The following is a 20,242-nucleotide window of genomic DNA, read 5'->3' on the forward strand; positions in this document are numbered from 1 at the left end:
ACACCGAGCCTAGGCGAGGTGCCGACAGGCGGGGCAGAGCGTTTTGGTTACTTTGCCGCTTTTGCAAAGTGACTCGCTGTAAGAGCGAAACCATAGGCGGCCGTTACCGAAGAAACGGATATGTACACATGCATGGCGCAGTAATTGCGTCCCCCCCAACCCCAGCCCCAAAAAAAGGAGCACCCCGCCATGCAACTACGCGCCTTGCGCTATTTCCACGAGGTCGCCCGCTGCGCTTCGTTGCGTAAAGCGGCGGAGCGTCTATACGTCACCCCAACCGCCGTAAGCCGCCAGATCGAACACCTGGAACACTTCTTCGGCGCCGCCCTGATTGAGCGCGGCCCCCGAGGCATCCGCCTCACCGCCGAAGGCGAATGCCTCGCCGAACAAGTCACCTCAACCCTGCGCGGCCTCGACCAGGTACGCGAGGTCATCGCCAGCCGCCAAAGCCAGGTGGCCGGTAACATCAGCATCCATGTGTCAGAAAGTATCGTTTCCACCGTGCTCGCCCCGGTACTCGCCACCTTCTACCGCGCTCACCCCAAAGTCACCTTCAACATCGTGATCGCCAGCGCCTCCGCCACCCTCGACGCCCTGTGCAGCGGCGAAGCCGACCTGGGCCTGGCCTTCTACCTGCAAGAGCGCGCCGACGTCGAAGTCACCGCCCACTGCCAGTTATGGCACCGGGTACTGGTCAGCGCCGAACACCCCTTCGCCCAGCGCGAAAGCATCGAATTGAGCGAACTGGAAGGCCAACCCCTGGCGATTCCCGACTCGGCCTACGGCGTGCGCCAGGCCCTGGAAGTGGCCGCGAAAAAACGCGGAGTGACCCTCGAGCCAGTGTTCACCACCAGCTCCCTGGAAGTGCAGAAGAGCCTGGCCCGACAACGGGCAGCCGTGCTGATTTTGCCCCAGGTAGAGGCAGACGTGCGGGACCTGGGTGACGGCCTGGTCGCCGTGCCGATCGCCGATGAAGACCTCGGCCGCATCCGCATCGATCTCTGCGTATACCGCAACCGCCCCCGCTCGGTGGCGGTGCTCAAGTGCCAGGAGATGCTGGCGGGGGCGATGCAGCGTTGTTCGTTGAACTGAGCCTCAGAAGATATTGATCGGCACGTTGGCGACCAGGCGGAACTCGTCGTAGCTGCCGTCGATCTGCCCGCCGCTGGCGCGGTGGTTGTAGACGATGGTGCGCAGCACGGTGTTCTTGAGGGTTCCCGACTGGATCACGTACGCCAGCATCAAGCCGTTTTCGTTGTGCTTGGCGCCATCCAGGCTGCGCACGTTGTAGCCGGTGTTGTGGCCGTTGCGGTCGCCGTCGTAGTGGGTGCCGTCGATGTCCCAGCCCTTGGCGTGCCACAGGCTGGCGGTGAGGCCGGGCACGCCGTAGGCGGCGAAGTCCAGGTCGTAGCGCAGTTGCCAGGATTTTTCGTTGGGGCCGTTGTAGTCCGAGTACAGCGAGTTGGCCATGTAGTTGCCGGTGGACTCCCACACGTAGTCGAAGTACTCGTTGCCGAACACTTGCTGCCAGGCCAGGGTCAGGCTGTGGGCCAGGTGCGTGGCGGTGAAGGCCAGGCTGGCGGCGTTGTTGTCGATGTAGCCGAGGTTTTTATCGCCCGAATCGCTGGTGTGGTAGTAGTTGAAGGCGGTCTTCAGGGCCACGTCGCTTTTGTCGCCGATACGGTGGGTCAGGCCGACGTAGGTCTGGTCCCACATGTCTTCGAAGCGTGAGGCGTAGACGCTGGCTTCCAGCCCGTAACCCGGCTTGACCGTGGCCCCCAGGTAACTGATGCGTGCACCGGTGTAGGCGCGGTTGCCGAAGGTGGTGGTGAGTTTTTCGGCGCCGGTGCCGGTGCGCGGGATCGCCCGTTCGAAGCTGCCGCCCTGCACCGACAGCCAGTCGAATTCGTTGCTGAACAGGCCCACGCCCTGGAAGCTGGAGGGCAGGGCGCGGTTGTCCTTGTAGCGCAGGATCGGGTTGTCGGTCATCAGCCGGCCGGCCTTGACCTCCGTGCTCGACAGGCGAAAGCGCACATCGCCCACGCCCAGGCGGCTCCAGGTAGGAATCGCGTCGCCGTCACCGTCCACCAGCACCCGGTCGCCGCCATTGGCCACCTTGCCGTGGCCGCGTTCCAGGTTGACCGCGCTGAAGATCCCCGCGTCCACACCCACGCCAATCAGGCCCTGGGTATAGCCGGAGCTGTACTTGAGCATGCTGGTCTGAACCCAGGTTTCCCGCACACGTGTGGGCTCGATGCCGCCGGCTTTCTTGATGCTCAAGTGAGTGGTGCGTTGGGTGTGCTGGTTGGAATAGTAATGACGCAGGTTCAGGTCCAGGGTGCTGCCTTCGAGGAAACCCGGTGCGCTGGCTTGAGCGTTGTCCTGGGCAAAAGCCTGGGTGCTGGACGCCAGAGTGACGGCCAGCAAAAGACGTGGATACATGGTAAATCCCCATACAAATCAGACGTAAGGCGACCGTCCCGGCAGGCCCTCAGGCGCTGCCGGTCGGTGGCGAAAAGACGCGGGACAGTGGGAAGCGTGTATCAGCGAACCGTGGCTTCTGTGAGCCGGGTTTCGCGGGCCGGGCTGCCGGGCAGCGGCGGGCGGGTTTCCTTGGCGAACCAGGCGGCGGTGAGGCACACCAGGTTAGCGATCAGCAGGTACCAGACCGGCGACATCGGGTCGCCCGTGGTGCCGATCAGCCAGGTGATGATGATTTGCGCAGTGCCGCCAAACGCCGCCACACCGAAGGCGTAGACGATGGAGAAGCCGGTGGAGCGCACGGATTTCGGGAAGCTTTCCACCAGCAGGACGATCAACGCCGCGCCGCTCATGCCGTGCAGGCCCGAGAGTACGGCGAGGGTCAGCAGGAAAGTCGCCGGGCTTGGATGCTCGGTCATCAGTTGCAGGGCCGGGAACAGGATCAACAGCAACACCACCCGGGGTGTCATCAGGATCATCCGGCGCCCGAAACGGTCGCAGAGCATGCCGCCGGCCACCGCGCACACGGCCATCGCCGCGCCGGCCACCAGGGTCGAGAGCATGGAGATGCTGGTGGGCAGCTTCAGCTCGGTAAGGGCGAAAGTGGTCATGTAGTTGAGGAAGTATTGGGTGATGGTGCTGCCGGAAAGGATCAGCAGCCCCAGCACCAGTGCGCGCCGGTGTTTGCCGCAGACTTCCCGCACCAGGTCGCCGGTGCTGGTCTTTTCGCCGTGGCCGTGAAAGGTTTCGGCGAGGTTGCGGCGGATGTAGATGCCGATCGGCAGCACCAGCAGGCCGAACACGAACGGCACGCGCCAGCCCCAGCTGTTGAGGTCTTCCGGGGACATGACCTTGGTCAGGGTGAAACCCACCAGCCCGGCCACCATGGCCGCGACGCCCTGGGCGACCACTTGCCAGCAGGCATAGGTCCCGCGTTTGTGGGGTGGCGCCGCTTCCAGGATGTAGGTGGTGGCGGGGCCGGCTTCACCGCCCCACGCCAGGCCCTGGATCATGCGGGTGACCACCAGCAGGATCGGCGCGGCGATGCCGATGGTCTCGTAGCCGGGCAGTATCGCGATACTGCCGGTGCCCACGGCCATCATCACCAGGGTCAGCAGCATCGCCGGTTTACGCCCGACGCGGTCGGCGTAGGCGCCGATCAACACCGCGCCCAAGGGCCTGACGATAAAGCCGATTCCGAACGCGGTGACCGACAGCATCAAGCTGACGAAGGCGCTGTCGGACGGGAAAAACGTGTGGCCGATCATCACCGCAAAGGTTGCGTATACACCAAAGTCGAAAAACTCCACGGCGTTACCCAGGACCACGGCGAAGATGCTCTTTTTGCCGGCGTCCGGGGACGGTGTTTCGGGTGCGTGATCAGGATCGGATCGTGTCAATTGCTCAGTGTGCATACCAGCCCCTCGATTTTAGTTATAGGTCGTCCGAGCTCCCGGCCGATGTGGCCCGGAGCTGGCGTGTGGGTGGGCAGTTCTTACAGCGTCAAAGTCAGGAAGGATTCGGCCAGTGGTGGATTGCGCCACGCCAGCTCTCGTAGGTTTTAGCGATTTGCAGCAGCCATTGATCGGCAAAGCGCGGGGCGATCATCTGCAGGCCGATGGGCATGCCATCGTCGGCGAAACCGCAGTTGATCGACAGCGCCGGCTGTTCACCCATGTTCCAGGGCACCGTGAACACGATGTGCTCGAACGGCAATTGCGGGTCGTTGCTCGGTGACGGCCACTCGGCCGGGAAGGCGTTGACCTGGTTGGTGGGGGAGAGCACCAGGTCGAGTTCGGTGAATACCTGGGCGGCGCGGCGGCGCATTTCGAAGGTCTGGTTGAAGCCCTTCACGGCCTGTACACCACTGATTTCGGCGCCCGGCGCGGCCCAGTCGCGAATGTACGGCAAGACCTTTTCGAACTGTTCGCTGCTCAAGCCCGACAAATCGCCCCACTGGCGGGCGCGCCAGAAGTGGTCGAGGCCGTCGAGTTGTGCACGGTCCATGATCGGCGGGATCAACGTGACCTTGGCGCCATGGGCTTCGAACAGCCGCGCGGCTTGCTCCACGGCTTCACACACGAAGCCTTCCGGCTGCATGCCCACCCCGGGCTCGAGCATCAGGCCCACGCGCAGGCCTTTCACCGACAGCGGCTGGTTGCTCCACGGTGTGGTGAGCGGCGGCAGACTGGTGGCGTCGCGGGCATCGGGGCGGGCCAGGTGTTGCATCAGTACCACGCAGTCGTCGACGGTACGGGTCATGGGGCCGGCGGCGCGGCCGGTGTAATACGGGTCGATGGGGATGCGCCCCAGGGTCGGCTTGAATCCCACCAGGCCACACCAGGCAGCGGGCAGGCGCACCGAGCCACCGATGTCGGTGCCCACGTGCAGCGGGCCGTAACCGGCGGCGGCCGCTGCCGCAGCACCGGAGCTGGAGCCGCCGGTGTTGTTGGCGGTGTTCCAGGGGTTGCGGGTGACGCCATGGAAGCTCGACAGCCCGGAAGACAGCATGCCGAAATCCGGATTGGTGGTCTTGGCCAGGATGATTGCGCCGGCTTCACGCATACGGGCGGCGGGTGGTGCGTCCTTGAGGGCCGGGGTCAGGCGGGTGGCGGCGCTGCCGAGGGGAATGGGCACGCCTTCGGTGGCGATCAATTCCTTGAGGGTCACCGGTATGCCGTCGAGAGCGCCGTTGGGTTGGCCCTTGTTCCAGCGTTCGGTGGAGGCCTGGGCCTGCTGGCGTACCTGTTGCGGGTCGAAGGCGTAGAGCGCGTTGATCCGCGGCTCCCAGCGGTCGATATGGGCCAGGAGCTGGTCGTAATAGTCGATGGGCGCGAGTTGCCGGCTGGCGAATTGCGCCAGCAGTTCGGCGGCCGTAAGGGTGTGCAGGTCAGTCATCGAACGCTTCCTTGGGATGGGCCGGGTGGCTCATGGCGGGTTGCAGTGGGGCTGACTATATAAACCCGAGTGTGGCGCGGCCATCACAATCGGTGCAGTTCAGTGTTGCGTTTTTGTGTGCACTGAGACCGGTGGGTAGATACGGGATATGGCTGGAAGTTGTACTGCTCGGCAGGAGGGCCTCAGGCACAGGCGCCTGGGGTCTTTTTCTTGTGTGCCGACGTACGACGATAGCTCCGGATAGGCTGGGGTTTTGCCCTTGTGCGGGATTGGAAAGACATCCACGTCGCAGGGTCAAAGCAGGTCGCTGATACCACCGCTTCCTGGAGCAGCATGATGGAAATGGCGTCTGACGCATCCGGGTATTCAGTATTGAGGACGATTTCCAGGGTGTCCTTGTCTCGATACCCGCTACAGGTCGGAATCAGACTGAAGGCGTGATCTATACCTTCGGACTCATTTGGCTCGCAGATGGACGAAACGACGCCCACATAAACGTTTCGATCGTTCAGCGTGAACATACATTGAGAGCCGCGCGCAATAGACTCCCTGAGCAGTGTTCTGAGGGGGCGGCCCGTTAGAAGCTCAAGCATCAATTGCTGGTTCAGTTCCTCCTCTGAAGCAAGTTGCAGTCGCCGCAGACGCCAACGCACAAATAATCGGGCCCAGCAGTAGGGAATAATCATGGCTGTCAGGCCTACCTGGAGCAAAAATACCCAGAGGCCATGATTTCTCTCGGTGGCAATATCCAGCTCTACCAGCAGCTTGCCCAGATAAGCACTGTAATCCATTGGGATTGCCTGACCAGCCAGTTGCAGCGGCTGTTTCGACAGGCAAAGAATCAGGGTAGTCAGTACGAATGACAGTACGAGGCAGGTCCAGCCTAATCTTGCGACCTGTAGATAGAGTAACTGGCCCTCAAAGCGGTGAAGGCGGCAGTAATGGCCCGGGTGTTTCAGGCACACCAGATAGCCACTCACCAGCAATGGCAGTATCAGTAGTAGTCCCATGGGTTATTTGAATATCAGCTCACGTATCTTGCGCTTGTGCTCCTTGAATTCGGGCGAATTGGCAATTTCTTCAGGATCAACCGCAATGCCCCAGTCACCCACTATCCTCATGGTTTTGTATCGCTTGATAGCCCTGATATTTTCCAGATCTTCCTCAGTGGGTTTCTTGAACCACGCAAACGACTCAAACATGACCGGCACCCTAGAAAAGAAGTAGTCGGTTTTATAGCAAGAGTCGTTTTTACAGACTACTGATGGCCCCCATTCAGAATTCTCCACGTATCGTAGGAAACGTCCTCAGTTGCTCCAGCGGTCTAAAACGTCGGCGGCGTAATCACCCAGATCACTACCGCATCCACTTTCCCAGGGTTGCCATACCGATGGGGCTCACTGCTGGGGAAGCTGAAACTGTCCCCTTCATCCAGCTGAAAATGCCGCTCACCCACCCACAGCTCGAATTTCCCACTCAGCACATAACCCGCTTCTTCACCCTCATGGCTATAGCTCTGCTGGCTGTAGCTGCCCGGAGGAAAGCGCGAATGCAGCATTTCCAATTGATGATTGGGCAGGGGCGTCAGCAACTGGTCGACGATGCCGTCTTCGTAATGAATGCTCTGCCGATTGTTCTTGCGCACCACAAAACCTTCATCCTCCGCTGCCGGGGTGGTTTCACTGGCAAAAAACCACTGTATCGTCACCCCCAGGCTGCGGGCGATATTGAACAGTGCCGGAATCGACGGGTACGCGAGGTTCCTTTCCAATTGGCTGATGTAGCCGGCGGTCAGTTCACTGAGTTCAGCCAGCGCCGTGAGGGTCATGCCGCGGGCCTTGCGCAAGCCACGGATGCGCGTGCCGAGAAACAGCTGGGGTGGTTGGTCGTTCAAATGTCCCACGCTACCTTCAATCCTTCATAAATCGCCTCTTCGGCGGTACGCGGCGCCAGGCAATCGCCGATGCGCGTGAACGCCACCAGGCCTTCCAGTTCTGCGCCCAGAGTGTCCACCGGCTGGTGGCCCTGGCACAACACCAGGGTGTCGATATTTTCCAGCAACATCGGCTCGCCGCTGGCGGTGTGTTGCAGGTAGACGGTGGTGTCGTCGCAGCCGTACAACCGGGCGTAGGGGATGATCGGGATGCCCAGCCGATGCAGTTCACCGGCCAGTTGGTCACGCACGTACAGCGGCAGGTTTTCCCCGCAATGGGTGCCGTTCACCGCCAGTTGCACCTGATGGCCGGCGCGGGTCAGGCGCTCGGCGATGCCCGGCCCGATCCAGTCGCAACGCCAATCCACCACCACCACCGAACGGCCCAGCGGAACCTCATCGCGCAGCACTTGCCAGGCATCCACCACCTGCAATTCGCCGCCGCGCTCGAAGGCGGGCCAATAGGGTTCGGCACCGGTGGCGATAATCACCCGATCAGGTTGTTCGCGCTCCACCAACCCACGGTCGACGCGGGTGTTGCGCATCACCCGCACGCGGGCCAGTTCCATCTCGCGCTGCAGGTTGGTACTGGCGCCGCCGAACTCGCTGCGCCGTGGCAGCAACTGCGCGAGCAGCACCTGGCCGCCCAGTTGGGCACTGGCTTCATACAGGGTCACCTCGTGCCCGCGTTGCGCCGCCACCGCAGCCGCTTTCATCCCCGCCGGGCCGCCACCGACCACCATGATCCGCTTGCGTTGCAGTGCCGGTTGCAACTGGCCGAATTGCAGTTCGCGGCCGGTCTCGGGGTGCTGGATGCAGGAGATGGGCAAGCCCTTGTGGAAGTGGCCGATACACGCCTGATTGCAGGCGATGCACGCCCGCACATCCTCGGCATGGCCGCTTGAGGTTTTGGTCGGCATTCGTGGGTCGCAGATCAGCGCGCGGGTCATGCCGCACACATCGGCCTGGCCCCGTTGCAGCATCAGTTCGGCCTCCTGGGGCTGGTTGATGCGGCCGGTGACGAACAGTGGAATCGACAGGCTGGCCTTGAACGTCGCGGCTTCTGCCGCCAGGTACGCCGGGGCGATGGCCATGGGCGGGACGATATGGATTGCGCCGCCTAGGGAGGCCGAGGTGCCGGCGACGATGTGCACATAGTCCAGCGCGGATTGCAGCTGTTGCACGGCGGTCAGGGAGTCCTCTTCGGTCAAGCCTTCGGGGTCGCGTTCATCGGCAGAAATGCGCAGGCCGATGATGAACTGTTCGTCGGTTGCGGCCCGCACAGCCGCGATGATTTCCCGCAGGAAGCGCAGGCGTTGTTCAAGCTCGCCGTTGTAGCCATCGGTGCGGCGATTCACCCGCGGATTGAGAAATTGCGCCGGCAGATAACCATGGCTGGCGACCACTTCCACGCCGTCAATCCCCGCCTGATGCAGGCGCCTCGCCGCAGCACCGTAGCCCGCCACAATCTCGTCGATCATCGCCTGGTCAAGCGCACGCGGCATCACCCGGAACCGCTCGTTGGGCACCCCGGACGCCGAGTAGGCCACCGCCAGCAGGCCGTCGGCCGACTCCATGATTTCCCGCCCCGGATGGAAGATCTGCGACAGCACCACGGTGCCGTGGGCATGGCAGGTGTCGGCCAGTCGGCGGTAGCCGTCGATGCAGCTGTCATCGGTGGCCATCAGCACATGGGAGGTGTAGCGGGCGCTGTCGTGCACCCCGGCCACCTGCAACACAATCAGCCCCACGCCGCCCTCGGCGCGGGCTCGGTGGTAGGCGATCAACTGCTCGTTGACCCGGTTGTCGGTGGGCATCGAGGTGTCGTGCCCGCTGGACATGATGCGGTTTTTCAGGCGTTTGCCGCGCAGCGTCAACGGTTCAAAAAGATGCGGGAAGGCATGGGGCGACATGGTGCGGATACTCCAGGCGCTGTTGTTATTATTTTTCTATAGGAGGTCAGCTCCAGTAAAAAATCAACTTGTTTTTTTACTGGCGACTGGATTAGCGTCAGCCACATCACCCACCCGCCTGGAGAATAAAAATGACTGCGGCCACCGAACAACACCTGCGCGAAGAGCTTGCCGCCTGCTACCGGCTGATCGCGCATTTTCGTATGAGCGATTTGATTTTCACCCATATCTCGGTGCGCATCCCGGGGCCCGAGCATCACTTTTTGATCAACCCTTATGGGCTGATGTTCGAGGAGATCACCGCGTCCAGCCTGGTGAAAATCGGCCTGGACGGGCGCGCCGTTGAGGCTTCGGCCCATGGCGTCAACCCGGCGGGGTTTGTGATCCACAGCGCGATTCACGGGGCTCGCGAAGACGCCCAGTGCGTGCTGCACACCCACACCCGCGCCGGCTGTGCGGTGGCGGCACTGGAATGCGGGCTGTTGCCGGTGAACCAGATCTCGATGGAGTTCTACGGCAAGGTCGCCTACCACGACTACGAAGGCGTGGCGCTGGACATGGACGAGCAGCAGCGACTGGTTCGCGACCTGGGCGACAAGCCGGTGTTGATGCTGCGCAACCATGGCCTGTTGACGGTGGGGGAGACGGTCAGCCAGGCGTTCCTGCGCATGTACTACCTGGAAAAGGCCTGCGATATCCAGATCGCCGCCCAGGCCTGCGGCAAGCTGATCCTGCCGCCTGCGGATGTGTGCGAATACACCGAGCGCCAGTTCAACGAACCGGGCCGACCGCTGGAAGAGGGCGAACTGGCCGACCTGGACGCGATGCAGTTGGCGTGGGCGGCATTGCTGCGCTTGCTGGATCGGGTGTCGCCGGGGTTCCGGGAGTGAGGTAGAGTCGTCCAGCCGACTCAACCCAAGGACACCGCCTCATGACTCAGGAATCCCGTTTCTCCCGCATGGAACCGGAGTTGCGCAAGGCCAATCTGGTCCAGGCGACATTGGCCTGCCTCAAGCGAGACGGCTTCCAGGGCGCGTCGATCCGCAAGATCAGCGCCGAGGCCGGGGTGTCGGTGGGGCTGATCAGTCACCACTATTCGGGCAAGGATGAACTGGTGGCCGAGGCTTATCGTTCGATTACCCGGCAGGTGATGGACCTGCTGCGTGATGCCATGGCCAAGGCGCCGCCCAGCCCACGGGAACGGCTGTCGGCGTTCTTTCGCGGCTCGTTTTCCCCCGAGTTGCTGGACCCGCAACTGCTGGATGCCTGGCTGGTGTTCTGGGGCGCGGTCAAGACGGCCCCGGCGATCAATCAGGCCCACGAACATTCCTATGGCGAGTACCGCACCATCATGCGGTCGGCCCTGGTGGACATGGCTGCAGAAGAAGGCTGGAAGCGTTTCGACGCCGACCTGGCCGCGATTGCCTTGAGCGCCTTGCTCGACGGTTTGTGGCTGGAATCGGGGCTTAATCCCGGCACCTTCACCCCGGAGCAGGGCGTCCAGATCTGCGAGGCCTGGGTCGATGGCTTGCAGTCTGGCGGCGGCCAGCGCTTCCAGATCACACCCTGAACTGACGATTTCTCGCCGCCTGGACGCAATGTCCAGGCCGGCATTCCTCCCTCGAAAAATATTTGCAGCTACCCGATTGCCTCCTTACTGAACACTCGTTTAGTATCGCCCCATGTCGCACCCCTCAAGCCAATTAAAATAATTCGAGGATTCCATGACTACAGATCCGTCCGTGCTCACTCAAGTGCAAGCAGGCGTTGCCTGGATCACCCTCAATCGCGGCGCCCAGCGCAATGCCCTGGACATCCCGACCCTCAAGCACCTGCATGCCTTGCTGGACGGTTTCAACAGCGACCCGGCCGTACGCGTGGTGGTATTGACCGGCAGCGGTCGCAGCTTCTGTGCCGGTGCCGACCTGGCTGAATGGGCCGACGCCGAAGCCCGTGGCGCCCTCGAAACCTACGGCTGGACCGAAACCGCCCATGCCCTGATGACCCGCTTGCACACCCTCGACAAACCCACCCTCGCCGCCATCAACGGCACGGCAGTCGGTGCCGGCATGGACCTGACCCTGTGCTGCGACCTGCGTGTGGCCGCGCAATCGGCTCGCTTCAAGGCCGGCTACACCAGCATGGCTTACTCGCCGGACGCCGGTGCCAGCTGGCATCTGCCGCGCCTGATCGGCAGCGAACAGGCCAAGCGCCTGCTGTTCCTCGATGAGCTGTGGAGCGCCGACCGCGCCCTGGCCGCCGGCCTGGTGGGCGAAGTGGTCGCCGATGAACAACTGCACGCCCACGTCACCGACCTGGCGACTCGCTTGGCCAACGGCCCGACCTTCGCCTTTGCCCAGACCAAAATCCTGATGCGCGAAGGCGCCGGGCGCAGCCTGCCCGAGCAGCTTCAGGCGGAACTCGCCGCCGGTTTGCTGTGTGGCCGCAGCGCCGACGGTGCCGAAGCCTTGCGCGCCTCGATGGAAAAGCGCCCTGCGAATTTCTCCGGCAAATTCTCCGGCAAATAGCCCCTCCTCAAAACACCCTCGAACGATCGACAGGTAGCGCCATGAATTTCCAGCCCAGCCAAGAACAAGACATGTTGGTGGACGCGGTACGCAGTTTTGTTGCCAAGGAGTTGTTGCCCCACGAGGAGGCGGTGGACCGCGCCGATGAGGTCTCGCCGGAACTCGCCGCGCAGATCCGTGACAAGGCCATCGCCGCCGGCTTCTATGCCTTCAACATGCCGGAAGAGGTTGGCGGTGGGGGCCTGGATTACCTGTCCCAGGCGTTGATCGAGCGGGAGTTGTCGAAGGTGTCCTGGGCGCTGCATGTGTTTGTCGCCCGGCCGTCGAAAATCCTCATGGCCTGCACCGGCGAACAGATTGGCGAGTACCTGTTGCCGTGTGTGCAGGGCAAGAAAATCGACTGTTTCGCCCTGACCGAACCGGGCGCCGGTTCCGACGCCAATGCCATCAAGACCCGCGCCGTGCGCAGTGGTGATGACTTTGTACTCAACGGCAGCAAGCACTTCATCAGCCACGCCGGCCACGCGGATTTCGCCATCGTGTTTGCCGTCACCGACACCTACGAACACAACGGCCGCCAGCGCAACGCCGTGACCTCGTTCCTGGTGGACCGTGGCACGCCGGGCATGACCATTCGCCGGGGCCCCAAGTGCGTCAGCAACCGCGGCTACCACACCTATGAAATGTTCTTCGACGACTGCCGCGTACCGGCCTCCAAGGTCCTCGGTGAAGTCGGCAAGGGCTGGGATGTCGCCAACGCCTGGCTGACCGCAGGCCGCGTGATGGTCGCCGCCAACTGCGTCGGCCAGGCCCAGCGTGCGCTGGACGTGTCCCTGCAATGGGCGGCGGACCGCAAACAGTTCGGCCAGCCCATCGGCACCTATCAAGGCATCTCGTTCAAGCTCGCCGACATGGCCACGCAAATCCGCGCGGCCGAGCTGCTGACCCTGAACACCGCCTGGAAGATGGACCAGGGCACCATGACCGATGGCGAGGCCGGCATGGCCAAGCTGTTTGCCAGTGAAGTGCTGGGCAAGGTCGCCGACGAGGCGGTGCAGATTTACGGCGGCATGGGCTTGATGGACGAAGGGCCGGTGGAGCGCATCTGGCGCAACGCGCGGATCGAGCGGATCTGGGAAGGCACTTCGGAAATCCAGCGCCACATTATTGCCCGCGAACTGTTGCGGCCGCTGTTGCGCTGATCGGGCGGGAGAACGCTTATGTCCCAGGCTATTCGCGACAATCTCAAGCGCCTGCTGGCGCCCCGGCACCTGGCGTTTGTTGGCGGGCGCAGCATGGCTCGTGCCCTCAAGCGCTGTGCCGAGGGTGGTTTTGCCGGCCAGATGTGGCTGGTCAACCCACAGCATGACAGCCTCGACGGCATTCCCTGCGTGCGCCGCGTGGCCGACTTGCCGTGCGGCCCGGACGCGGTATTTATCGCCACCAACCGCGAGCTGACCCTGACCTGCGTCGCCGAACTGGCGGCCATCGGCACCGGCGGCGCCATCTGCTACGCCTCCGGGTTTGCCGAAACCGGCGCCGAGGGCCAGGCCTTGCAACAACAACTGCTCAAGGCGGCAGGCGAGATGGCGTTGCTCGGCCCCAATTGCTACGGGCTGCTGGACTATTTGCACAGCTGCGCGTTGTGGCCGGTAGCCCATGGCGGCAAGCCGGTGGAGAAGGGCGTTGCGGTGCTGACCCAGAGCGGCAACTTCGCCTACAACCTGTCCATGAGCGACCGCTCGCTGCCGGTGGCCTATATGGCGTCGGTGGGCAACCAGGCGCAATTGGGCGTGGCCGAATTGATGGACGTGCTGCTGGATGAGCCGCGCGTAACGGCCATCGGCTTGCACCTGGAAGGCTTGAAGAATGTGCCGGGGTTCGCCCGGGCGGCCCACAAGGCGCTGGAAAAAGGCATTCCGATCATCGCGCTGAAAACCGGCGTGTCGCAGATCGGCGCCGAGTTGGCCTTGAGTCATACCAGTTCGTTGTCGGGTTCCGATGCGCTGTACGACAGCCTGTTTGCACGCCTCGGCGTTATTCGGGTGAGCGGGCCGGTGAGTTTTGTCGAAACCCTGAAAGCCGCGGCCTGCGGTAACTTGCCGGCAGGCAACAGCCTGATTGCCCTGGCCTGTTCCGGTGGCGATGCCGGGTTGATTGCCGACTATGCCGAGCGCAACCATTTAAGCCTGCCGAAACTCGATGAAGGCCAGCGTTCGGAACTGGCGCAGGTACTGCCCAGCTACGCCAACCTGGTCAACCCGCTGGATTTCACCACGGCCATCTGGGGCAACCGCGAAGCCCTCAACAGCATGCTCGACACGGCGCTGCGCACCGAAGCGGATGCGGCGATGCTGGTGCTCGACTACCCGGCGGAATTTACCGGCGAGCGCAAGGAATGCGACTTGCTGCTGGAGCTGTTTTGCAGCGCGCTGGCGCGCCACGGCAAGACCGGTTTTGTCACCTCGGCATTCCCGGAATTGCTGCCGGCCCACGCCCGCGAGCGCCTGCATGCCCAGGGTGTTGCAGCGTTGCAGGGCGTGGAAGATGCGCTGGCGGCCTGGGGCCGGATTGCCGATTACCAGGACAATCGCCGGGCGCTCCTGGCGCGGGGTGAATCGATACTGGTTCCGCTGTGTCCACCAGCGCTTGCAGACCTCGGGCAGCCGCTGAATGAATGGGATTCCAAGCAGGCGCTACGGGCTTTCGGGCTGACCACGCCGGCAGGTGTGTTGAGCACGCCCGAGCGAGCCATTGCCGATGCAAAACTGCTGGGCTACCCGTTGGTCCTCAAAGCCGTCAGCGCCGATCTACCGCATAAAACCGAAGCCGGCGCTGTCGCGCTCAACCTACGAGACGGCTTCGCCTTGACTGCCGCCCTGGCGCATATGCGCGAGCAAATCGCCGCCTATGCGCCGGATGTGCCGTTCGATCACCTGTTGCTGGAATCCATGGCCACACCACCCCTGGCCGAGTTGATTGTGGGCATCAAGCGCGAAAACGACTTCGGCCTGGCGCTGGTGATCGGCGCTGGTGGAATCCTCGTGGAATTGCTCAAGGACAGCCGCAGCCTGTTGCTGCCGACCACCGACGACGCGATCCGCAATGCCTTGCTCAGCCTGCGCAGCGCGGCATTGCTGCAAGGCTTTCGTGGGCGTGAAGTGGCCGACATGGAAGCGCTGGTGGCGGCGATTCGTGCCGTGGCCGACTACGCCTGCGCCAATGCCGGGCAGTTGCTGGAACTGGATGTGAACCCATTGCTGGTCAATGCCCGGGGCGCCACGGCGGTCGATGCATTGATCCGTCTCGCCCACGCGTGAAGGAGATGACGATGCAAAGCAAAACCTTGACGGGCGGCCAGGCCCTGGTGCGATTGCTGGCCAACTATGGCGTCGACACCGTGTTCGGGATTCCCGGCGTGCATACCCTGGAGCTGTATCGCGGCTTGCCCGGCAGCGGCATTCGTCACGTCCTGACGCGCCACGAACAGGGCGCCGGCTTCATGGCTGACGGTTATGCGCGGGTCAGCGGCAAACCGGGGGTGTGCTTCATCATCACCGGGCCTGGCGTGACCAATGCCGCGACCGCCATCGGCCAGGCCTATGCCGATTCGATTCCGCTACTGGTGATTTCCAGCGTCAACCATACCGCCAGCCTCGGCAAGGGTTGGGGCTGCCTGCATGAAACCCAGGACCAGCGGGCGATGACTGCGCCCATCACCGCGTTCTCGGCGGTGGCGTTGAGTGCCGAGGACCTGCCGGAATTGATCGCGCGGGCCTACGCGGTATTCGACAGTGAGCGGCCACGGCCGGTGCATATTTCGGTGCCGCTGGATGTGCTGTCGGCACCGATCACGCGGGACTGGAGCAATGAAGTGGTGCGCCGTCCCGGACGTGGTTTGCCATCGGCTGAACGCCTCGATCAGGCGGTGGCGAAACTGGCTGCGGCCAAGCGCCCGATGATCATCGCCGGTGGCGGCGCATTATTGGCGGCGGATGCCTTGCAACGCTTGAGCACGCAATTGGCGGCGCCGTTTTTCAGCAGTGTGGCCGGCAAGGGGTTGCTGCCGGTGGAGCACCCGTTGAATGCCGGTTCGACCTTGTGTGTCGAACCCGGCTGGCGGTTGATCGCCGAGGCGGATGTGGTGTTGGCCATCGGTACCGAAATGGCCGATACCGACTTCTGGCGAGAACGCCTGCCGATTAATGGCGAGCTGCTGCGAGTGGATATTGACCCGCGCAAGTTCAACGACTTTTATCCCTGCGCCGTGGCCTTGCACGGTGACGCCCAACAAACCGCACTGGCCTTGCTGGAGCGCCTGCCGGCCACGCCGCGCAATGCTGATGCAGCGGCCGAAGCAGTCGCAGCCTTACGCCAGGCAGTCAGCACCGGGCATGGTCCGTTGCAGCGCATTCACCAGGCGATTCTCGACCGCGTGGCCGCCGAGCTGCCGGCCAATGCTTTCATCAGCAGCGACATGACCCAACTGGCCTACACCGGCAACTATGCCTTCGCCAGCAACGCCACCCGCAGTTGGTTGCATCCCACCGGCTACGGCACCTTGGGCTATGGCCTGCCGGCGGGTATCGGCGCCAAGTTCGGCGCGCCTGAACGCCCGGGCCTGGTGCTGGTGGGCGACGGCGGGTTTCTCTACACCGCCCAGGAACTGGCCACGGCGGTGGAAGAACTGGACAGCGCGCTGGTGGTGTTGCTGTGGAACAACGACGCCCTGGGGCAGATTCGCGACGACATGCTGAACCTGGGCATCGAACCCATCGGCGTGCTGCCGCGCAACCCGGACTTTGCCGCCCTGGCGCGGGCCTTCGGTTGCACGGTCAGCGAGCCACAGAACCTGGATGAGCTGCAGACGGATTTGCGTAACGGTTTCAAGCGCAACGGCGTGACCTTGATCGAGTTGAAGCATGCCTGTGTGAACCTTTAGAGGAGCGACACCATGAGCGAAAACAACAACAAAATGACTCAAGCGATGCACCGACGGGACTTCCTCAAACACAGCGCCGTCGCCGGTGCGGTGGCCGCCGCGTTTTCCATGGGCCTGCCGTTGCAGGCCTTCGCCGAAGAGGCCGTGCCCAAGCCGGGTGGCGTGCTGCGCATGGGCCTGGCCGGGGGCAGCACCACTGACTCTCGCGACCCGGGTTCGTGGGTCGACACTTTCACCTTCGTCGGCTTTTCGGCGGTGTACAACACCCTCACTGAAATCGCAGTGGACGGCAGCGCCATCCCCGAACTGGCCGAAAGTTTTGAGTCAACCCCCGACGCGCGTATCTGGACCTTCAAGTTGCGCCAGGGCGTGACCTTCCATAACGGCAAGAGCCTGACCGCCGAAGACGTGGTGGCCTCGATCAACCACCACCTGGCCGCCAACTCCACCTCGGCGGCCAAGACGGTGATCGGCGATGTGGCCAGTGTCAGCGCCAAGGGCAGCGATGCGGTGGTGTTCGAGTTGCACTCGGGCAATGCCGATTTCGCCTATGTGGTCGCCGATTACCACCTGGTGATCATGCCCGCCAAGGACGGCGCCGCCGACTGGCAGGCCGGGATCGGCACCAGCGGTTATCGCCTGAAAAGCTTCGAGCCCGGCGTGCGCATGGACCTGGAACGCAACCCCGATTACTGGAAACAGGGAAGGGCACATTTCGCCAGTGCCGAGCTGATCGCGATTGCCGACGGCGCGGCGCGGGTCAACGCGCTGGTCACCGGGCAAGTGGATGTGATCAACAAGGTCGACCTGAAAACCGTGGCCCTGCTCAAGCGCAACCCCACGCTGGTCATCGAAGAAACCAAGGGCGCCCAGCACTACACCTTCCCGATGCTGTGCGACAGCAACGAGTTCAAGAACAACGACATTCGCATGGCAATGAAGCATGCGGTCAACCGTGAAACCCTGCTGGCCTCGGTGCTGCATGGCTATGGCCTGGTGGGCAATGACCACCCGATCCAGCCCGGCAGCCGTTTTATCAATGCCGCGCTGGAGCAGCGCACCTACGATCCGGACAAGTCGCGCTTCTACCTGCGCAAGGCCGGTGTGGATTCGCTCAAGGTACGCCTGCAAGCCTCCGACGCCGCCTACACCGGCGCGGTGGACGCCTCGGTGCTGTTCAAGGAGCAGGCGCGCCAGGCCGGGATTGATATCGACGTGGTGCGCGAGCCGGCGGACGGGTTCTTCTCCAATGTCTGGATGAAACAGCCGTTTACCACCTCGTTCTGGTACAGCAGCCTGACCGCCGACCGCATGTTCAGCATCGGCTACGCCAAGGGCGCGGCGTGGAACGAAACCCATTGGGATAACGCCCGCTTCAACCAGTTGCTCAACGCCGCGCGGGGCGAGATGAACGCGCCGCTGCGCCAGGAGATGTACAACGAAATGCAGAGCCTGTGCCGGGACGATGGCGGGGCGATTGTGCCGCTGTTCGCAAGCTCCGTGGCGGCACGCTCGAACCGCGTCAGCCATGGACCGCTGACGGCGCCGTATGGGGAACTGGATGGGTTGCGGCTGATCGAGCGGTGGTGGCAGGCGTGATTCTTGTGCCGGGCGCTATGGCTCAGGCAATGAAGCTCAACTGTAGGAGCTGGCTTGCCAGCGATGCGGGCACCTCGGTGTTTCAGGAATATCCAGGCGATGCCATCGCCGGCAAGCCAGCGCCTACACAAGCGTGCCCGACTCAAGGAACTGCACGATGAATAGCCTGTTCAAACTGGTGCTCCAACGCCTGGCCCTCGGCCTGCTGTCCTTGTTCGCCGTCTCGGTGATCATCTTCCTGGCCGTGGGCATGCTCCCCGGCGATATCGCCCAGGCCATGCTCGGTCAGTCCGCCACGCCGGAAACCATCGCAGCGTTTCGCGCCCAACTGGGCCTCGACCTGCCGCCCCTGAGTCGCTTCGTGCAATGGTTGCTGCGCCTGCTGCACGGCGACCTCGGCGCCTCCCTGGCCAACCAGCGGCCCATCGCCGAACTGATCGGCGCACGCCTGGGCAACACCTTGCGCCTGGCGGCACTGGCCGCGCTGGTCTCGGTGCCCCTGGCGCTGGTGCTGGGGATGCTCGCCGCGTTGTACCGCAACAGTTGGTTCGACCGCCTGCTCAATACCTCGGCCTTGAGTGCGGTGTCGTTCCCGGAGTTCTTTGTTGCCTACCTGCTGATCCTGGTGTTTTCGGTGAAGCTGGGCTGGTTTCCCAGCCTGTCCAACCTGGCACCGGACGCCTCATTCGGCACCATCCTCGAACGCTCGGTCCTGCCGGTCGCCACCCTGAGCCTGGTGGTGATCGCGCAAATGATGCGCATGACCCGCGCCTCGCTGATCAACCTGTTGGCCAGCCCCTACATCGAAATGGCCCGGCTCAAGGGTATCAGCCAGTCGCGGATTATCTGGCGGCACGCGCTGCCCAATGCCCTGGCGCCGATCGTCAACGTGATCGCGCTGAACCTGGCGTACCTGGTGGTGGGCGTGGTGGTGGTCGAGGTGGTGTTTGTCTACCCGGGGCTCGGGCAGTTGCTGGTGGACTCGGTGTCCAAGCGCGATATCCCGGTGGTGCAGGCCTGCAGCCTGATCTTCGCCGCCACCTACATCCTGCTCAACACCGGCGCCGATGTGCTGTCCATCGCCACCAACCCACGCCTGATGCATCCCAAGGGGTAGACCATGAGCCTTCTCACACAACTGGCCCGGGCGCCATTGAGCGCGAAGTTCGGCCTGCTGATCATTGTGCTGTACGTGCTGGTGGCGCTGTTTGCACCGGTGCTCGCGCCTTATGGGGAAACCCAGGTGGTGGGCGACGGGTTTGCGCCCTGGAGCGGCCAGTTTTTGCTGGGCACCGATAACCTCGGGCGGGATATGTTCAGCCGCCTGGTGTATGGCGCGCGCAACACCCTGGGCATCGCGTTCCTGACCACGGTGCTGGCGTTTTTGCTGGGGGGCTTGAGCGGCCTGGTTGCGGCGATCAAGGGTGGCTGGGTCGACCAGGGATTGTCGCGGGTGGTGGACATCCTGATGGCGATCCCGCAACTGATCTTCGCCTTGTTGATTCTCAGCGTGGTGGGTACCAATGCCACTTCGCTGGTGCTGGTGATTGCCCTGCTGGATTCGACCCGGGTGTTTCGCCTGTCACGGGCCGTGGCGATGACTGTGGTGGTGCAGGATTTCGTCGAAGCCGCGCGGCTGCGCGGGGAAGGGCTGTGGTGGCTGGTCACCCGCGAAGTGTTGCCCAACGCCGCGGCGCCGTTGATTGCCGAGTTCGGCCTGCGGTTCTGTTTCGTGTTCCTGTTTATCAGCGCGCTGTCGTTCCTTGGCCTGGGCATTCAACCGCCCACCGCCGATTGGGGCAGCATGGTCCGTGACAACGCAGTGCTGATTACCTTCGGCGACATCAGCCCGTTGCTGCCGGCCCTGGCGGTGGCGTTGATCACCGTCAGCGTGAATTTTGTCGTCGACTGGATGCTGCACAAATCCAGCGGCCTGAAGGAGTGTTGA

The 20,242-nt window shown here is 63.2% G+C and carries 17 protein-coding genes; 10 read left to right on the forward strand and 7 right to left on the reverse strand.

Translation table 11 applies throughout. The features are described 5' to 3' along the window. Positions 1-189: 189 nt before the first annotated feature. Positions 190-1,092 (forward strand): LysR family transcriptional regulator, encoded by a 903-nt coding sequence (locus M2400_RS22950; RefSeq protein ID WP_017475444.1) that lies wholly within the window; start codon positions 190-192, stop codon positions 1,090-1,092. 3 nt (positions 1,093-1,095) lie between these two features. On the opposite strand, the gene M2400_RS22955 is transcribed toward M2400_RS22950, so the two are convergent. The 7 genes from M2400_RS22955 to M2400_RS22985 form a co-directional block, all read right to left on the reverse strand. After that, positions 1,096-2,442 (reverse strand): OprD family porin, encoded by a 1,347-nt coding sequence (locus M2400_RS22955; protein WP_259197589.1) that lies wholly within the window; start codon positions 2,440-2,442, stop codon positions 1,096-1,098. 101 nt (positions 2,443-2,543) lie between these two features. Then, complete coding sequence (locus M2400_RS22960) at positions 2,544-3,896, reverse strand: citrate-proton symporter (RefSeq protein WP_256348185.1); 1,353 nt, start codon at positions 3,894-3,896, stop codon at positions 2,544-2,546. A gap of 94 nt (positions 3,897-3,990) precedes the next feature. Then, positions 3,991-5,379 (reverse strand): amidase, encoded by a 1,389-nt coding sequence (locus tag M2400_RS22965; RefSeq protein WP_259197588.1) that lies wholly within the window; start codon positions 5,377-5,379, stop codon positions 3,991-3,993. Positions 5,380-5,561: 182 nt separating this feature from the next. After that, entirely contained in the window at positions 5,562-6,389 is an 828-nt protein-coding gene (locus M2400_RS22970) for a hypothetical protein (RefSeq protein WP_259197587.1), read from the reverse strand. Positions 6,390-6,392: 3 nt separating this feature from the next. Further along, positions 6,393-6,581, reverse strand: coding sequence for a hypothetical protein (locus M2400_RS22975; protein ID WP_177047505.1), 189 nt, complete (start codon positions 6,579-6,581; stop codon positions 6,393-6,395). Between the two features lie 122 nt (positions 6,582-6,703). Beyond that, positions 6,704-7,294 (reverse strand): helix-turn-helix domain-containing protein, encoded by a 591-nt coding sequence (locus tag M2400_RS22980; protein WP_177047515.1) that lies wholly within the window; start codon positions 7,292-7,294, stop codon positions 6,704-6,706. After that, positions 7,270-9,225: an FAD-dependent oxidoreductase gene (locus M2400_RS22985; protein ID WP_259197586.1), complete on the reverse strand. Its 1,956-nt coding sequence runs from the start codon at positions 9,223-9,225 to the stop codon at positions 7,270-7,272. Before M2400_RS22985 ends, M2400_RS22980 begins: the two co-directional genes overlap by 25 nt. Before the next feature lie 131 nt (positions 9,226-9,356). Here M2400_RS22985 and M2400_RS22990 point away from each other — a divergent pair, with 131 nt between their 5' ends. The 9 genes from M2400_RS22990 (at position 9,357) to M2400_RS23030 (ending at position 20,242) form a co-directional block, all read left to right on the forward strand. Continuing rightward, entirely contained in the window at positions 9,357-10,115 is a 759-nt protein-coding gene (locus M2400_RS22990; RefSeq protein WP_259197585.1) for a class II aldolase/adducin family protein, read from the forward strand. 41 nt (positions 10,116-10,156) lie between these two features. Continuing rightward, on the forward strand, positions 10,157-10,795 hold the full coding sequence (locus M2400_RS22995; protein WP_259197584.1) for a TetR family transcriptional regulator C-terminal domain-containing protein: 639 nt from the start codon (positions 10,157-10,159) through the stop codon (positions 10,793-10,795). Between the two features lie 154 nt (positions 10,796-10,949). After that, positions 10,950-11,753: an enoyl-CoA hydratase/isomerase family protein gene (locus M2400_RS23000; protein WP_259197583.1), complete on the forward strand. Its 804-nt coding sequence runs from the start codon at positions 10,950-10,952 to the stop codon at positions 11,751-11,753. Between the two features lie 41 nt (positions 11,754-11,794). Continuing rightward, positions 11,795-12,955 (forward strand): acyl-CoA dehydrogenase family protein, encoded by a 1,161-nt coding sequence (locus tag M2400_RS23005; RefSeq protein WP_177047499.1) that lies wholly within the window; start codon positions 11,795-11,797, stop codon positions 12,953-12,955. 18 nt (positions 12,956-12,973) lie between these two features. Beyond that, positions 12,974-15,073, forward strand: coding sequence for an acetate--CoA ligase family protein (locus M2400_RS23010; protein WP_259197582.1), 2,100 nt, complete (start codon positions 12,974-12,976; stop codon positions 15,071-15,073). A gap of 11 nt (positions 15,074-15,084) precedes the next feature. Further along, positions 15,085-16,695 carry a 5-guanidino-2-oxopentanoate decarboxylase gene (locus M2400_RS23015; RefSeq protein ID WP_259197581.1) on the forward strand — a complete coding sequence of 537 codons (1,611 nt, stop codon included), beginning with the start codon at positions 15,085-15,087 and terminating at the stop codon, positions 16,693-16,695. Positions 16,696-16,707: 12 nt separating this feature from the next. Beyond that, positions 16,708-18,294 (forward strand): ABC transporter substrate-binding protein, encoded by a 1,587-nt coding sequence (locus M2400_RS23020; protein ID WP_177047495.1) that lies wholly within the window; start codon positions 16,708-16,710, stop codon positions 18,292-18,294. 157 nt (positions 18,295-18,451) lie between these two features. Further along, on the forward strand, positions 18,452-19,411 hold the full coding sequence (locus M2400_RS23025) for an ABC transporter permease (protein WP_017475430.1): 960 nt from the start codon (positions 18,452-18,454) through the stop codon (positions 19,409-19,411). Positions 19,412-19,414: 3 nt separating this feature from the next. Then, a complete protein-coding gene (locus tag M2400_RS23030; RefSeq protein WP_177047493.1) occupies positions 19,415-20,242 on the forward strand; it encodes an ABC transporter permease in 828 nt (275 codons plus the stop codon).

The organism is Pseudomonas sp. BIGb0558 (assembly GCF_024807515.1).
In the GTDB taxonomy this organism is placed as follows: Bacteria; Pseudomonadota; Gammaproteobacteria; order Pseudomonadales; family Pseudomonadaceae; genus Aquipseudomonas; species Aquipseudomonas yamanorum_A.

Excerpts from the sequence above, each read along its gene's own strand:
- M2400_RS22970 (WP_259197587.1), bottom strand. The coding sequence starts at position 6,389 with ATGGGACTACTACTGATACTGCCATTGCTGGTGAGTGGCTATCTGGTG.
- M2400_RS22960 (WP_256348185.1), bottom strand. The coding sequence starts at position 3,896 with ATGCACACTGAGCAATTGACACGATCCGATCCTGATCACGCACCCGAA.
- M2400_RS23025 (WP_017475430.1), top strand. The coding sequence starts at position 18,452 with ATGAATAGCCTGTTCAAACTGGTGCTCCAACGCCTGGCCCTCGGCCTG.
- M2400_RS22955 (WP_259197589.1), bottom strand. The coding sequence starts at position 2,442 with ATGTATCCACGTCTTTTGCTGGCCGTCACTCTGGCGTCCAGCACCCAG.
- M2400_RS23030 (WP_177047493.1), top strand. The coding sequence starts at position 19,415 with ATGAGCCTTCTCACACAACTGGCCCGGGCGCCATTGAGCGCGAAGTTC.
- M2400_RS23020 (WP_177047495.1), top strand. The coding sequence starts at position 16,708 with ATGAGCGAAAACAACAACAAAATGACTCAAGCGATGCACCGACGGGAC.
- M2400_RS22990 (WP_259197585.1), top strand. The coding sequence starts at position 9,357 with ATGACTGCGGCCACCGAACAACACCTGCGCGAAGAGCTTGCCGCCTGC.
- M2400_RS22995 (WP_259197584.1), top strand. The coding sequence starts at position 10,157 with ATGACTCAGGAATCCCGTTTCTCCCGCATGGAACCGGAGTTGCGCAAG.
- M2400_RS22975 (WP_177047505.1), bottom strand. The coding sequence starts at position 6,581 with ATGTTTGAGTCGTTTGCGTGGTTCAAGAAACCCACTGAGGAAGATCTG.
- M2400_RS22950 (WP_017475444.1), top strand. The coding sequence starts at position 190 with ATGCAACTACGCGCCTTGCGCTATTTCCACGAGGTCGCCCGCTGCGCT.
- M2400_RS23000 (WP_259197583.1), top strand. The coding sequence starts at position 10,950 with ATGACTACAGATCCGTCCGTGCTCACTCAAGTGCAAGCAGGCGTTGCC.
- M2400_RS23010 (WP_259197582.1), top strand. The coding sequence starts at position 12,974 with ATGTCCCAGGCTATTCGCGACAATCTCAAGCGCCTGCTGGCGCCCCGG.
- M2400_RS23015 (WP_259197581.1), top strand. The coding sequence starts at position 15,085 with ATGCAAAGCAAAACCTTGACGGGCGGCCAGGCCCTGGTGCGATTGCTG.
- M2400_RS22985 (WP_259197586.1), bottom strand. The coding sequence starts at position 9,225 with ATGTCGCCCCATGCCTTCCCGCATCTTTTTGAACCGTTGACGCTGCGC.
- M2400_RS23005 (WP_177047499.1), top strand. The coding sequence starts at position 11,795 with ATGAATTTCCAGCCCAGCCAAGAACAAGACATGTTGGTGGACGCGGTA.
- M2400_RS22965 (WP_259197588.1), bottom strand. The coding sequence starts at position 5,379 with ATGACTGACCTGCACACCCTTACGGCCGCCGAACTGCTGGCGCAATTC.